Here is a 14,893-nt window from a genome sequence, read left to right on the forward strand (position 1 = left end):
GATCGACCCGGGACGACAAGAAGCCCCAGCCTCGCGGCGCGTGCCGTGAGCTGGGGCTTTGCCTCCTGCTTGACCAGGTCGGGCCTGGTCTGCTGTGGAGCGTGGTGGACGATACTGGGATTGAACCAGTGACCTCTTCCGTGTCAGGGAAGCGCTCTCCCGCTGAGCTAATCGTCCGAGCCGGAGACCTGGGGGCGGTGGCCCACATCCGGTCATCCCGGCGGAGTGAGGCCCTGAAGGGCCTTCGAGCGGAAGACGGGATTCGAACCCGCGACCCTCACCTTGGCAAGGTGATGCTCTACCACTGAGCCACTTCCGCGTGTCTTCCTCCGGGTTTCGCTCCCGGTGGCGACGAGAGAACTCTAGCGGGTTTTCCGAGTGCTTGCGTAACCGCGCGTTCAACCACCGGCCTGCTCGGTCTGGCGGCGGAGCTGGCGGGCGACGCTGCGCTCGACCGCGGGAAGGGTCAGGAAGATCTCCAGGATCCGGGTGAGGCGGTGCACCTCCATCCGGTGGAAGGCCGGGCCGTCGGCGCGGGCCAGCAGGAACGTCAGGGCCAGCGGCGGCAGCGGGGCGGCGATCACGTGCAGGCCGGAGGGGAGGGTGGACGCGGTGGGCCGGGCCGGGGTGTCGTCGGGGAACGGCACCTCCTCGGGGGCACGCCAGCTGGAGTGCACGATCGCACGCGGTGTCCTCTCGGTCGCCGCCGCGGCCCAGTCGGCGCTGAACAGCACCGGCATGGAGTCGATCAGGGTGGCGAGGGCACGGTCGCCCGCCGTGGTGATGTACTTGAGGATCTCCAGCTCGGGGTAGGTGCCCGGTGCCTCGCGGGTGCTCCACACGCCCTCCACCACCACGCCCGGCACGCTCCCCAGCTCCTCCAGCAGGGGTTCGCGCGGCGCCGTGTTGGGCCAGTAGACGGTGATGTCGTCCAGCGCGCGGCCTCCGCCCCGGTCGAGGACCACCACCTGGGTGATGTCGGCCCCGGCCGTGCCGAGGGCCCGGGTCACCTTTCCCAGGGAGCCCGGTTCGTCGGGCAGTGTGATCCGCAGCCGCAGGAGCATCCGCGAGCCTCCCGTTCCACGTTCGGCTAGGTCAGGGACACCATACCCAGCGGTGGATTCGTCCGGCCGCCCGCGGTGCGGTAGAAAAACCGGGTGGAGTCGTTGAAGCTGGGAGCCCTGGAGGTGTGGCCGCCGGTCGTCCTCGCGCCGATGGCGGGGATCACCAACGCGCCGTTCCGCACCCTCTGCCGGGAGCAGGGCGGCGGCCTGTTCGTCTGCGAGATGATCACCACGCGGGCGCTGGTGGAACGCAACGCCAAGACGCTCACGATGATCCGGTTCGGGCCGGACGAGAAGCCCCGCAGCATCCAGCTCTACGGGATCGACCCGGCGACCGTCGGCAGGGCCGTCCGTATGATCGTCGAAGAGGACCTGGCCGACCATGTCGACCTCAACTTCGGCTGCCCGGTGCCCAAGGTGACCCGCCGGGGCGGCGGTTCCGCCCTGCCGTACAAGCGCCACCTGTTCCGCGCCATCCTGCGCGAGGCGGTGCGCAACGCCGGCACGCTCCCCGTCACGGTGAAGATGCGCAAGGGCATCGACGACGACCACCTGACCTACCTGGACGCCGGCCGGATCGCCGTGGAGGAGGGGATCTCGGCGATCGCGCTGCACGGGCGCACCGCGATCCAGCACTACGGGGGCGTCGCCGACTGGGAGGCGATCGCCCGGCTGAAGGAGAGCGTGACGGAGATCCCGGTGCTCGGCAACGGCGACATCTGGAGCGCCGGCGACGCCCGCCGGATGATGGACCTGACCGGCTGTGACGGCGTCGTCGTCGGCCGGGGCTGCCTGGGACGCCCCTGGCTGTTCGCCGACCTGGCGGCCATGTGCGAGGGGAGCGCCGAGCGCCGCCGCCCCCTGCTGGGGGAGGTGGCCGCCACCATGGACCGGCACGCCACCCTGCTGGCCGAGTGCTTCGGCAGCGAACCGCACGCGGTGGCCGACTTCCGCAAGCACGTCGGCTGGTATCTCAAGGGCTTCACCGTCGGCGCCGAGCTCCGCCGCCGCCTGGCCACCGCGGAGACCCTCGCCGGGCTGCGCGAGGGTCTCGCCGAGCTCGACCCCGCCCAGCCGTGGCCCGACGGCGTCGACGCCCCCCGCGGCAAGACCCACTCCCGTGACCGCGTCCACCTGCCGGCCGGCTGGCTGGACGATCCGTACGACCTCGCCGTCCCGTCCGCCGACGCCGAACTCGACACTTCGGGCGGCTGACCCGCCGCCGTAGACCGGCGCGCCGCCTCGCGTGGCCGGTGTTCCCCGTGTGCCCGGTGCTCTCCGTGAGAACGATGTAACCAGACCGTGACCGCGACCTGACTGGCGTGGGTCAGCCTCGCGGGTAATGATCCGTCAGACGTCGGGGCTCACACGTGGAGACGGCACTTGACGGGCACCACAGCAGCGGACGAGTTGATCGCGGAGTTCGACGCGGAGCGGCCCGCCCGCCGCCTGGACGGCCGGGTGGCGGGAGCCGTCACCCTGGTGGCCCTGGGGCTCTCGCTCTACGTGCTCTACCACGCCTTCCGGCCCGGCTCCGTGCTGCCGTACCGGATGCTCTTCCTCGCGGTCGTGCTGCCGCTCACCTTCGTCTGCTACAAGCCCCGCCGGCGCGGCACCGACCGGCCGGGCGCCGCCGACTGGGCACTGGCCGCGCTGTCGTTCGCGGCCTGCCTCTACCCGCTGGTCGTCTTCGACGACTTCATCCGGCGCGCGTTCGCCCCGACGGCCCTCGACATGGCCGCCGGGGCGGTCATCGTGCTGCTGATCCTGGAGGCCTGCCGCCGCACCGTCGGCTGGATCCTGCCCGCGGTCTGCCTCGCCTTCGCCGCCTACGCCTACTACGGCGGTCACCTGCCCTTCGACTGGGCGGTCGGGCACCGCGGCTACGACGCCGACCGGATCATCGCCTCGTTCGTCATGGGCACCGACGGCGTGTACGGCGTGCCGCTGGACGTGGCGGCCACGTACATCATCCTGTTTACCGTCTACGGGGCGGTTCTCGACCACTCCGGGGCGGGCCGGTTCTTCGTGGACGTCTCCCTGGCCGCGTTCCGCCGCTCACGTTCGGCGCCGGGCCGCACGGTCACCATGGCCGGCTTCCTGCTCGGCACCGTCAGCGGGTCGGGTGTCGCGACGACGGTCAGCGTGGGCAGCGTCGCCTGGCCGATCCTGCGCCGGGCGGGCTACCCGCCCGAGCAGGGCGGGGGAGTGCTGGCGGCGGCGGGCATCGGGGCCATCCTGTCGCCTCCGACGCTGGGCGCCGCCGCGTTCATCATCGCCGAGTACATGCGGGTGAGCTACCTCACCGTCCTGCTCTACGCCACCATCCCCACCGTTCTGTACTACCTGGGCGTCTTCCTGGCGATCGAGATCGACGCCCGCAAGTACGGCACCCGGCCGGTCGAGGTGGACGCGCCGCGGTTCCGGCCGCTGGTCGGACGGTTCGGCTACCACTTCAGCTCACTGTTCGTGATCATCGCGCTGATGGCGCTGGGGCAGTCACCGTTCCGGGCGGTGGTGTACGCGACGCTGCTGGCCGTCGCGCTCTCCTTCCTCGACCGCGAGCACGCCCTCACCCCGCGCCGGGCGGCGCGCGCTCTGGCGGCGGGCGCCACGGGGGTGCTTCCGGTCGCGGCGACCTGCGCCGCCGCCGGGTTGATCGTCGCGGTGGTCACGCTCACCGGGCTGGGCCTCAAGGCGAGTTCCCTGATCGTCGGCGTCTCGGGCGGGATCCTCGCGGTCACGGCGCTGCTGTGCGCGGCGGCGGTGCTGGTGCTCGGCCTCGCCGTACCGGTGACCGCGTCCTTCGTGATCGCCGCCGTCATCATCGGGCCCGCGCTGGCGAACCTCGGCGTCAGCCAGGCCGAGGCGTACCTGTTCATCTTCTACTACGCCGTGCTGTCGGAGGTCAGCCCGCCCACGGCGCTGTCGGCCTTCGCCGCCTCGGCCATCACCGGCGGCAACGCCTACCGGACCATGATGGCCACCTGGAAGTACACGCTGCCGGCGTTCCTGGTGCCCTTCGCCTTCGTGCTGACCCCGGGCGGTTCGGCGCTGCTGGCCCAGGGCACGCCCGCGGAGATCCTGACGGCCACCGCGGTCTCGTCCCTCGCGGTCGCCGCACTCGCCGCCGCCACCGGAGGGTGGCTGCTCGGCCCGGCGGGGGCCGCAGAGCGGGCGCTGTGCGGGGTGGCCGCGGTGCTGCTGCTGTTTCTGTCCCCGCTGCCCGTGCTCGCCGGGGCGGGTGTCCTGATCCTGGCCGTCTTTCTCCATCTGCTGGTACGAAGAAGAGAGGCGTTGTCATGACCGGAAGACGGATGACCGTCCTGCTGGCCGCGGCGGTGCTGTTCCTGGGCGGCTGCGGCGGCGACCGGTCGGCGGACCGGAGTGCGGACCGGACCGCCGGGGGCGGGCGGCTGTCGATCGCCACCGGCAACACCACCGGCGTCTACTACGTCCTGGGCGGCGGGCTGGCCGAACAGATCGGCAGGAACCTCCCCGGATACCAGGCCACGGCCGAGGCGACCGGCGCCTCGGTGGAGAACATCCAGCGGATCGTGCGGGGTGACTCCGACATCGCCTTCACCCTGGCCGACTCCGCCGCCGACGCCGTCGCGGGCACGGGCGCCTTCACCGCGCCGCAGCCGATCCGCGCGATCGCCCGCCTGTACGACAACCACACCCAGGTGGTCGCCACCACCGCGTCGGGAGTGAGGTCCGTGGCCGACCTGCGGGGCAGGCGGGTCTCCACCGGCTCGCCGAACTCCGGCACCGAGGTGATCGCGCTGCGCCTGCTGCGGGCGGCCGGTCTCGACCCGGACAAGGACGTCGACCGCCAGTCGCTGGGCCTGCCCGAGAGCGTCCAGGCGGTCAAGGACGGTGATCTGGACGCCCTGGTCTGGTCGGGCGGGCTGCCCACGCCGGGTATCACCGACCTGCTGACCTCGCTCGGGGACGAGGTCGTCCTCGTCCCGCTGGACGGGGTGCTGCCCGCGATGCGGCGCGACCACGGCCAGGTGTACGCCGCGGGCACGATCGCCAAGGACGTCTACGGGACCCCGGCCGACGTGTCCACGATCTCCGTGCCCAACCTGCTCGTCGTGCACCAGAAGATGGACCCGGCGCTGGCGGAGAGCCTGGTCAGGCTGCTGTTCGATCGTAAGCCGGACCTGGAGAAGATCCATCCGGCGGCCAAGGACATCACCCGCGGCAACGCGTCCAGGACCGAACCGGTGCCCCTGCACGACGGGGCGAGGAAGTACCACGGCGGCTGACCGACGCCTCCCCCGCACCCGTGACAGGGCGGTACCGGGTCCGAAAACGGCACGCAAGCCCCCCGGTCAGGGGGACTGCCGGCTCGGTAGGCCGCTTGTGGCCGCTTGACGGCGGCCGGAGGACCGATATGCGGGGAACCGCCGGTCCGATTTCGGCGCGGACTCGTTCGACGATGTCAACGCCGCGCTTGGCCTCGGCAACAGCCGCCACTGACTGTCACAAATGTCCCAATCATTTCACAAGGACGAGAAGTCAGTGTGGCCGTGTCCGAACCAACCGGTTCCGTATCTCACGCGGAGCCGCTCCAGAGGGAGAACCCCATGGAACGCGGTCTGAGCCTCAACCACAACGAGATCCTGCTGGACAACGAGCCCGGCCTGAGCCTCAACCACAACGAGATCCTGCTGTACCTCGACGGTCTGAGCCTCAACCACAACGAGACTCTGCTGGACGACGAGCCCGGCCTCAGCCTCAACCACAACGAGACCCTGATCGAGACCGTGTGACCTGATCCGTGACGGCAGGGGGTGCATGGTGGCCGACGGCCCGCGGCGCGAAACCGGGAAGGCGTACATGCACGCCGGGGAGGCGCGTCTTCCCGCGGGGGGAGGGCGTCCTCGCGAGGAGGAAACGCCTCCCCACCCGGGGAAGGATCACCTCGGCAGGATTCCCCGAGGGCTCGGTGGGCCCGCCGGCACCCCCTCCGCCACGGCCGACGGCCCCGGGCCGGAGGCTCACCTGCGCGAGCTGGTCGAGCGCGCCGACCGGCTTCGCGTCGAGGGTCGCTACCGCGACTGTGACGCGTTGCTCCGCGAGGCGCTGGGGCTCGCCGAGGAGAGTGCGGGGCCCGACTCTCTGATCACCGCGCGGGTCCTCAACAGTCTGGGCGTGCTGCACAAGTACACCGGACGTTTCGACGAGGCCGAAAGATCGTACAGCCGTGCTCTGACCATCATCGAGGCGCGGGTCGGCGAGGATCACCCGCTCATGGCGGACATCTGCCACAACCTCGGCGGGCTGAACCACGCGCGCGGCACCCATGCCCGGGGTGAGGTCTTCGCCCGCCGCGGGGTGGAGATACGGCAGCGGACCGTCGACCCCGCGCATCCGAGCGTCGCCGCGGACAAGGCCGCACTCGCCGCGCTCCTGTGCGGGCTCGGCCGCGACGACGAGGCCGAGGGCCTGCTGCGTGAGGCCCTCGCGGTCTTCGAGGCGGAGCCGGGCACCGACCACTACGAGGTCGCGTCGGCCCTGCACAACCTCGCGGCGATCCGATACGCGCGAAACGACCCGGCGGCGGCCGCGTCGATGTACCGCCGGGTGTTCGCGATCAAGCAGAGGGTTCTCGGCGAGACCCATCCGGAGCTGGCCCTGACCCTGCACAACCTCGGGATGGCCGTGTGGAGGAGCGACCGGCCCGGGGCGGCCGTGCCGATCTTCGCGCGGGCGGCGGCCCTGCTCGGAGACCTGGTGGAGCCGGATCACCCGGTCCGGCGGGCGTGCCTGCGCAACCTTGAAGCATGCCGGCGAGCGGCCATCCCGGGCTCTCCGGGTGAACGACACGCCGCCGAGGAGAGATCGAGATCTGAATGACGTCAGTAGGCACACTGGTACCGCGGCTTCCCCGGCAGGCGTGGCTCGTTCTCGGCGGTGACGCCGTGTCCGCGCTCGGCAGCGGGCTCACGCTGCCCTTCTTCCTCGTCTACCTGCACCAGGTGCGGGGCATCGAACTCGGTGTGGCCGGGCCGATCCTCTCGACGATCGCGGTCATGGGGCTGGTCGGCAATCCCCTGGGCGGGCTGCTCACCGACCGTTTCGGCCCGCGGCGTCCCGCCGCGGCGGGGCTCGTCGTGGCCGCCGCCGGCACCGCCGGAATGATCGCCGTCCAGTCCGCGTGGCAGGGCTTCCTCGCGGCGGGGGTGTACGGACTGGGGGTCGCGATCACCGAGCCGTCCTTCCAGACGATTCTCGGCACGTCGGTCCCCGCGGAGAGGCGTTCGCAGGTGTTCGCGGCCCGGCACGCGGTGTTCAACGTCGGCCTGGGGGCCGGCAGCCTGCTCGCCGCGTTCCTCGTCAGCTTCTCCGAACCGGAGACCTTCGTCGCGATCTACGCGCTGGACGCGGCCACGTTCGTCGCCTTCGCCGTGCTGATCGCGCTGACGGCGGACACCCGCGCCGGAGAGCCGGACGTCCCCGAACCGGCCCCCGTCCCCGCCGGAGGCGGGTACCGGGAGATCCTCGCCGACCGCGTCCTGCTGCGGATCTGCGTGTGCGTGGCGGCGGTGTTTGCCTGCGGGTACGCGCAGTACTACAGCGCCTACCCGATCTTCGCCACCCAGGCGGGAGGGCTGGACGCCGCGGAGCTGCAACTGACCTTCGTGGCGAACACGTTGACGGTCGTGCTGGCCCAGCTCCTGGTGCTCCGGCTCCTGGCCGGACGGCGCCGCACCCGCGGATTCGCGCTCTCGGCCGGGTTGATGGCCGTGGCCTGGGCCGCCGTACCGGTCACCGCGTTCCTGGGGGGCGGGGTGGCGGGCGCGGCCGGGTTCACGGTGGTGATGATCGTGTTCGCCGTCGGGGAGACACTCATGTCCCCGACGATTCCCGCGCTGGTCAACGACCTCGCGTCCGACGCGACACGCGGCCGGTACAACGGGGCCTACACCCTCGCAGGCACCTGCGGTCAGATCATCGGCCCCGGGGTGGCGGGTGTCGCACTCGGCGCTGGCCACGGAGTGGGACTGTTCGCCGCTCTCGCCCTGGTACTCGGCCTCGTCGCGATGCAGGTGCTGCGGCTGGAGCGTCGCGTCCCCGCGTCGGTGAACCTGGTGGGCGACGCCGCGCCGGCCCGGTCCTCCTCCGCCGCCTGAGCCGTCGCGCCGCCCGGGTCGTCGTCCTTCGCCCGGCTCCCCGCGGTCGGCCCGCCGCTCAGCGCCCGTCGCACCGGTCGCTCAGTGCCCGTCGCACCGGTCGCTCAGTGCCCGTCGCACCGGTCGCTCAGCGCCCGTCGCACCGGTAGGGAACGATCGGCAGGCCCCGGCCCAGTGACCTCTCCGCGTTCATGGCACGTTCCCGCCACCAGATCAATCCGGCCCTGCTCGCCAGTCGTACCAGCGTCGTGAGGTGTCCCCTCGCGGTGTCCCGGTCGCCCGTGGCCGAGGCCAGCAGGGCCAGGAACCAGTCGACGGGCCCCAGGCCGGCCACCCCGGATCCCACCGTGAGGCGCCCGCTGTGCGGCAGCAGTTCGGCGTAGCTCGCGCGGCAGGCGGGAAGGTCGCCGACGGCGGCCTGCGCGGCCGCCTGCAGGCAGGTCATGGTCAGCCACGACCAGTCGGGAATCCGGGCCGGCCACCCCTCGGCCGCCAGCCGCCGCGCCTCCTCGGCGCGGCCCTCGGCGCACAGGTGCAGGACCTTCGCGTCGTGGTCCAGGGAGTCCTGGACGCCGGCGAACGCGTCGAGCAACGGCCGGGCGTGGGCCATTCCGCCCCGGTGATAACGGAGCGTCAGGCGCCCGATGGCCACCGCTCCTCCCGCGTACCACATGCCGATACGTCCGGCCTGGCGTTCCGCGTCGTCGTACACGCTCTCGGCGTCGTCGAACCGGCCGTCCAGGGCGAGCCGGAGGCCCCGCCACATGGTGTGCTGGAAGCGGGGCCACGGCAGCCGAAGCTGTTGGATCATGGTGTCGCAGCGCGCGGCGGCCGTGTCGGCGGCGGCCACGTCGAAGGTCTGCAACCGCAGATGGGTGGAGAACATCAGGGCGAGCAGCTCGAACCCCGGCGCCCGGGTACGTACGGCCACGTCGAGCATCTCGGTGTTGATCTCCAGTAGCTCGGGGACGTGGGCCGGGACCGTCGGAAGCGTCAGGCACCGCCCGTTGAGCACCGCCAGCAGCAGGTGGGGGTCGCCGAGCCGGCGGGCCATGGCGACGGCCTCGGACGACAGGGCGTTCCGGCGCGGGTCGTCGCTCCCGTCGTACATCTCCTGCGCCAGCCCGCTCAGCAGGCGGGCCCGCTCGGGACTGTCCGCCTCGGGAAGCTCATGCAACGCGGCCTCGAACTTCTGCGCGAGCCGGAGCTCCACGGCCTCGTACGGGTCACGCAGCGTCCAGACCGAGGGGGTGTCGAGCGCGGCCAGCGCTCGGGCGATCAGCTCCGGGGGCGTTCCGGCGAGATCGGCGACCCGCACGGCCTCCGCCCGCGCTCGCCGCGCACCCAGGGCGTCCCCCGCCTCCAGGAGGGCACGCACCTGCCGCAGCAGCAACTCGACGTGGGTCTCGGGATCGCCGCCGGCCGCGTCGTGAGCGGTGACGGCCCGGCCCCACCAGACGGCCGCGTCCTCGTAGGCCAGCCGGCGACCGGCCTGCTCCGCGGCGGCCCTGGCCCAGTGGACCGCTTGCCCGTACGCGCCGGGACCGGCTTCCACGGCGTGGTGGGCGATCGCGGCGATGTCGCTGCCGGGCCGGGCGGCCAGGGCGGTCATGACGTCGTGGTGAAGGGCGGCCATGCGAAGCGGTGGGATGCCGCGCAGGAGGGTCTCACGGACGAGATCGTGAGTGAAGATCATCCGGTTGGCGCAGGAGGTGACGAGCCCGGCCCGTACCGCCCGGTCCAGCGCGTCGTGGACGGGGGCACGGCCGACGGCGGCGACGACGGCGGGGGAGAACTCCCGGCCGGCCACCGCTGCGATCTCGAGCGTCTCGCGGACCCGCGGCCCGAGAGGGGCGAGCCGCTGCCTGATCACCTCCGCGACCGCGGCGGGCACCGTGTCCAGAGTGCGGCCCTGGGCGAGCAACCGGGCACTCTCGCGGACGAAGAACGGGTTTCCGCCGGTGCGCTCGACCAGCCGGCGGGCGGTCGGTTCGTCCACCTCGCCGCCCACGTCGGCCGCGATGGCCCGCACGGCCGTGACATCGAGGCCGTTCAGCGGGAGACGCAGGAGGTCGTACCGGGCCAGACGGCTCAGCGTCTCGGGTACGCCGGTGCCGTACGGCGTGTCGCGGAACGCGGTGACCAGGGTGAGGGATGCGTTCCGCGGGGGCCCGCCGGACAGCGCGATCACATCTCCGAGCAGCTCCAGCGAGGCCGGGTCGGCCCAGTGCAGGTCGTCCAGGACGATCACGAGTGGACGGGCCCGCGCCGCCGAGACCAGCCACCGGGCGACGGCCTGGTTGCGGCGGAACCGCGCCACGTCCGTGGGGCCGACCGGGATCTCGTCGTCGAGAAGCCCGGCCAGGGCCGCCCGGTCCGGGGGCGGGTGGTACCGTTCGAGCGAGCTCAGGATCTGGATCCAGGGCCACAGCAGCAGTGACCCCTGCGCGTCGGGGCAGCGTCCCCAGAGCACGACGTGGCCGAGGCCGGCGCAACGGTCGCGGAACGCCCGTAGCAGGTAGGTCTTGCCGATGCCGGGTTCGCCGCTCACCGCGGCGACGCTCACCCCGCTCCACGCGGACCGGTCCGGCAGCGTCATCAGCTTCGCGAGCTTGTCCTCCCGCCCGCGCAGAGCCTGTTGCGCAGGTGCCTCGGGCAGGGGCGGTTCACCGGGCTCGACGGGGCCTCCACCGTCGTAGACCTCCCCAGGGCCGAGAACACGCAACCCCATCCCCACCATCCACGGATCGGCGCAACGAACGACAGCACTGCGGCAGGACAGTCTGCCACGTGCGCCGCGACGCCGTTGAAGAGTCCGTGCGCGACCCGGGCCGCGAGCTCATGGGCGGCCCGCGACACCGGGGCACCGTGGGATGTTCCGGGAGATTACGGGAGGTTACCGGCGGGCGAGATCGCGACGGAGGTGCTCGGCGGTGAAGGAGCCCGGCTCGTCGAGGAGGCCCAGCGGGGTGCCCTCGAAGACGACGGTGCCGCCCCGGTCGCCCCCGTCGGGACCGAGGTCGATGATCCAGTCGGCGCTCCTGATCACGTCGAGGTCGTGCTCGATGACGACGACCGTGTTGCCCCCGTCCACCAGGCTGTCCACGATCGCCAGCAGGCGTTCGACGTCCGCCATGTGCAGCCCGGTGGTCGGCTCGTCCATCACGTAGACGCTGCCCTTCTTGTGGAGCTCACCGGCCAGCTTGATCCGCTGGCACTCGCCCCCGGACAGGCTGCTGAGCGGCTGGCCGAGTCTGAGGTAGCCCAGCCCCACCTCCGCCAGGGCGTGCACCGTCCGCAGCGGCCCCGGCTCGGTGAAGAACTCCACGGCCTCGCCGACCGTCATCTCCAGCACGTCGGAGACGGACCTGCCGCGCAGCGTATGCCGTAGGACCTCCTCGCGGAACCTCCGCCCCCGGCACACCTCGCACACCGAGGTGACCCCGTCCATGAACGCCAGGTCGACGTAGACGACCCCGAGCCCCCGGCACTCCGGGCAGGCCCCCTTGGAGTTGAAGCTGAACAGCGCGGGACTCACCCCGCCCGCGGCGGCGAACAGCTTGCGGACCTCGTCCATCAACCCCGTGTAGGTGGCCGGGGTGGACCGGACCGAGGTGCCGATCGCCGACTGGTCGATCACCACCGCGTCCGGGTACGCGGCGGCGAACGCCTCGTTGACGAGGCTGCTCTTGCCGGAGCCGGCCACCCCGGTGACCACGGTGAGCACCCCAGTGGGGAAGGAGACCGTGACGTCCCTGAGGTTGTGCACGTTCGCGCCGGTGACGGTCAGCGCGCCGGTCGGCTTCCGGAACGACTCCTTCAGCGGCCGGTTGCGGCGCATGTGCCTGCCGGTGAGGGTGTCGGACTGCCGCAGGCCCTCCACGCCGCCCTCGTAGACGATCTCGCCGCCGTACGTACCCGCCCCGGGACCGACGTCCACCACGTGGTCGGCGATCTCGATGACGTCGCGGTCGTGCTCGACGACGAGCACGGTGTTGCCCTTGTCGCGCAGCTCGCGCAGCAGGTCGTTCATGTTCGACACGTCGCGCGGGTGCAGACCCACGGTGGGCTCGTCGAAGATGTACGTCATGTCGGTCAGGCTGCTGCCCAGGTGCTTGACCATCTTGATCCGCTGCGACTCCCCGCCGGACAGGCTGAGCGTGGGCCGGTCCAGACTCAGGTAGCCCAGGCCGATGGTGACCATGTGCCGCAGCCTGGCGAGGATCGCCGGCACCACCGTCACCGCGGCCGGGTCGTCGACGGCGGCGATCACGTCCCCCAGGTGGCGCACCTCCATCGCGGCCAGTTCGGCGATGTTGCGTCCGCCGATCCGGCAGTCCAGCGCCGCCCGGTTGAGCCTGGCACCCCCGCATGACGGGCACGGCCGCATGGAGACGAACTCCAGCAGGGCGTCCCGCTTGGACGCCCCCTCGATGTCCTTGTCGATGTAGAGCCGGTGGAACTTGTCGACGATCCCCTCGAACTTCTGCGGGACCGTCCCGCCCTTCGTCTCGAAGAACACCTCCGGCCCGCTGCCGCGCAGCAGCGTGTTCCACTCCTCCTCGGTGTAGTCCGCCAGCGGTTTGTCGTTGTCGAAGAGCCCCGAGTTGGTGTACGTCTTCCAGTACCACGTGCCGACCCGGAAGCTCGGCAGCAGGATCGCGCCTGCGTTCAGCGACTTCGACCGGTCGAGGGCCAGGTCGACGTCCAGGGTCACCTTCCGGCCCACGCCCTCGCACTCCGGGCACATCCCGGCCGGGTCGTTGAAGGAGAAGGCGTTGGAGTATCCGGCGGGCGGCGTGCCGACACGCGAGTACAGCAGCCGCAGCAGCGTGTAGATGTCGGTGACGGTGCCGACGGTGGAGCGGGAACTGCCGCCGAGCCGCCGCTGGTCGACGACGACCGCGGCGGAGAGGTTCTCGATGGCGTCGGCGTCCGGCTGACCGTAGCGGGGGAGCCGGTTGCGGACGAACGCGGTGAAGGTCTCATTGAGCTGCCGCTGCGACTCCGCGGCGATCGTGTCGAAGACGATGGACGACTTGCCCGACCCCGAGACGCCGGTGAAGACCGTGATCTGCTTCTTGGGGATCTTCAGGGAGATGTTCTTGAGGTTGTTCTCACGGGCGCCCGTTATCTCGATGTGGCTCATTCCCGCGACCCTAACCAGGGTTCAGGTCAGATTCCGGCCGCAATCGGTGGCATCGTGGATGCCATGGCGGACACCGCGGGACGGGTGCTCAGGCTGCTGTCCCTCCTCCAGGCGCACCGGGAGTGGCCCGGCCCCGAGCTGGCCGGACGGCTCGGGGTCAGCGCGCGCACGCTCAGGCGCGACGTCGGGCGGCTGCGCGATCTGGGATACCCGGTGCACGCGACGACCGGCCCGGCCGGGGGATACCGCCTGGAGGCGGGCACGGCCATGCCGCCGCTGCTCCTCGACGACGCGGAGGCGGTGGCCATCGCCGTGGGCCTGCGCGTCGCGGCGAGCGGGACGGTGGCCGGGATCGAGGAGACCTCGGCCCGTGCCCTGGCGAAGCTGGAACAGGTCCTGCCCTCCCGGCTACGGCGGCGTGTGCACACCCTGCAGTCCCAGACCCAGCCGGTGACGCCGGTCGGCGGCACGCCCACCGTCGAGGCGGGCACCCTCGCCCTGCTGGCCCAGACGTGCCGCGACCGCGAACGGATCCGCTTCGGCTACCGCCGCCGCGACGGCCAGGAGGGCGGCCGGATCGCCGAACCGTACCGGCTGGCCTCCACCGGGCGGCGCTGGTACCTGGTGGCGTGGGACGTCGACCGGCAGGACTGGCGGACCTTCCGCGTCGACCGGCTCAGCTCGCCGCGGAGCACCGGTGTGCGCTTCCCGCCGCGGGAGCCGCCCCCCGGGTACGTCGAGGCGTCCATCGTCGCCCCCATCAGCCGGCACCGGGCGGTGGTCACCGTGCACGCGCCGCCGGCGACGGTCGCGGAGCGATACTCCGGACCCGGCTGGGTTCTCCAGGAACTGGACGAGCGAAGCTGCCTGCTGCGCACCGGCGGCGACTCGCTGGAGTGGCTGGCCCTGACCATCGGGCTGCTCGGCCTGGACTTCACCGTCCACGAACCGCCCGAGCTGGTCGGCCTCATCCGGGAACTGGCCGCCCGCCTTCAGGCGTCGACCGAGCCGCCGCTGCGCCAGTAGACGTTGTTCTCCCTGCTCAGCAGCGCCTCGTCGACCAGGTAGCGGCGCAGTGCCGCGTAGTCGTCGTGGAAGGCGCGCAACGCCACGTTGACCTCCCTCTCCGAGTAACGGACCCCCGGCTCGAAGACCTGGGCCACGTAGTCGAGCACGACCAGCTGCTTGTCGCGCTTGCTGGGGATCGCCCGCAGCCGCCCGTCGACGAGGAAGGACTGCAGCACCTTCTCCTCGGTGGAGGCTGGCGGCGCGGGCCTGGCCGTGGCGTGCAGCAGCTCGCGGAACCGCTCACGCCGCACCCGCCACGCGCCGTCGTCCTGCCGCGACACCAGCCCGCCGCGCTCCAGCCGGTCCAGTGCCCGCCGCGTCGCCTCCCGGTCGAGCCCGGCCCCCTCCGGCGTACCGCCCAGCGCCAGAGCCGACAGCACCCGCAGCGTGTCCTCCTGGTAGAGCAGGCCGAGCACCTGCCTGATCGCTTCGTCGTTCATGCCGTCATTCTCGGGGCAGCGCGCCAG

General features: G+C 71.9%; 11 protein-coding genes and 2 tRNA genes. 7 read left to right on the top strand and 6 right to left on the bottom strand.

Annotated elements, in window-relative coordinates:
* Positions 1-102: 102 nt before the first annotated feature.
* The 3 genes from F4562_RS28830 to F4562_RS28840 form a co-directional block, all read right to left on the bottom strand.
* A tRNA-Val gene (locus F4562_RS28830) sits at positions 103-177 on the bottom strand.
* Positions 178-247: 70 nt separating this feature from the next.
* A tRNA-Gly gene (locus tag F4562_RS28835) sits at positions 248-319 on the bottom strand.
* 79 nt (positions 320-398) lie between these two features.
* Complete coding sequence (locus tag F4562_RS28840; protein ID WP_184541318.1) at positions 399-1,064, bottom strand: ACT domain-containing protein; 666 nt, start codon at positions 1,062-1,064, stop codon at positions 399-401.
* A 93-nt stretch (positions 1,065-1,157) separates the two neighbouring features.
* On the opposite strand from F4562_RS28840, the gene dusB reads away from it, so the two are divergent.
* From dusB to F4562_RS28870, 6 genes are all read left to right on the top strand, one after another.
* A complete protein-coding gene (gene dusB / locus F4562_RS28845) occupies positions 1,158-2,279 on the top strand; it encodes a tRNA dihydrouridine synthase DusB (RefSeq protein ID WP_184541317.1) in 1,122 nt (373 codons plus the stop codon).
* Between the two features lie 168 nt (positions 2,280-2,447).
* Complete coding sequence (locus F4562_RS28850) at positions 2,448-4,370, top strand: TRAP transporter permease (RefSeq protein WP_221206902.1); 1,923 nt, start codon at positions 2,448-2,450, stop codon at positions 4,368-4,370.
* Positions 4,367-5,338: a TAXI family TRAP transporter solute-binding subunit gene (locus F4562_RS28855; RefSeq protein ID WP_184541316.1), complete on the top strand. Its 972-nt coding sequence runs from the start codon at positions 4,367-4,369 to the stop codon at positions 5,336-5,338. Before F4562_RS28850 ends, F4562_RS28855 begins: the two co-directional genes overlap by 4 nt.
* 321 nt (positions 5,339-5,659) lie before the next feature.
* A complete protein-coding gene (locus F4562_RS28860) occupies positions 5,660-5,845 on the top strand; it encodes a hypothetical protein (protein ID WP_184541315.1) in 186 nt (61 codons plus the stop codon).
* Between the two features lie 25 nt (positions 5,846-5,870).
* Complete coding sequence (locus F4562_RS28865) at positions 5,871-6,932, top strand: tetratricopeptide repeat protein (protein WP_184541314.1); 1,062 nt, start codon at positions 5,871-5,873, stop codon at positions 6,930-6,932.
* The gene (locus F4562_RS28870) at positions 6,929-8,209 is read left to right on the top strand and encodes an MFS transporter (RefSeq protein WP_184541313.1); all 1,281 of its coding nucleotides are present in this window, start codon (positions 6,929-6,931) and stop codon (positions 8,207-8,209) included. Before F4562_RS28865 ends, F4562_RS28870 begins: the two co-directional genes overlap by 4 nt.
* Before the next feature lie 127 nt (positions 8,210-8,336).
* Here F4562_RS28870 and F4562_RS28875 read toward each other — a convergent pair whose 3' ends face one another.
* Together F4562_RS28875 and F4562_RS28880 are read right to left on the bottom strand one after the other, a co-directional pair.
* Positions 8,337-10,940 (bottom strand): ATP-binding protein, encoded by a 2,604-nt coding sequence (locus F4562_RS28875; protein ID WP_184541312.1) that lies wholly within the window; start codon positions 10,938-10,940, stop codon positions 8,337-8,339.
* A 165-nt stretch (positions 10,941-11,105) separates the two neighbouring features.
* A complete protein-coding gene (locus F4562_RS28880; protein WP_184541311.1) occupies positions 11,106-13,358 on the bottom strand; it encodes an excinuclease ABC subunit UvrA in 2,253 nt (750 codons plus the stop codon).
* A gap of 63 nt (positions 13,359-13,421) precedes the next feature.
* Between F4562_RS28880 and F4562_RS28885 the strand changes: the two genes are divergently transcribed.
* Complete coding sequence (locus F4562_RS28885; RefSeq protein WP_184541310.1) at positions 13,422-14,384, top strand: helix-turn-helix transcriptional regulator; 963 nt, start codon at positions 13,422-13,424, stop codon at positions 14,382-14,384.
* Here F4562_RS28885 and F4562_RS28890 read toward each other — a convergent pair.
* Positions 14,351-14,866, bottom strand: a complete 516-nt coding sequence (locus F4562_RS28890) for a DUF2087 domain-containing protein (RefSeq protein ID WP_184541309.1) — start codon at positions 14,864-14,866, stop codon at positions 14,351-14,353. The genes F4562_RS28885 and F4562_RS28890 overlap by 34 nt on opposite strands.
* Positions 14,867-14,893 lie beyond the last annotated feature (27 nt).

Source organism: Streptosporangium becharense (assembly GCF_014204985.1).
In the GTDB taxonomy this organism is placed as follows: Bacteria; Actinomycetota; Actinomycetes; order Streptosporangiales; family Streptosporangiaceae; genus Streptosporangium; species Streptosporangium becharense.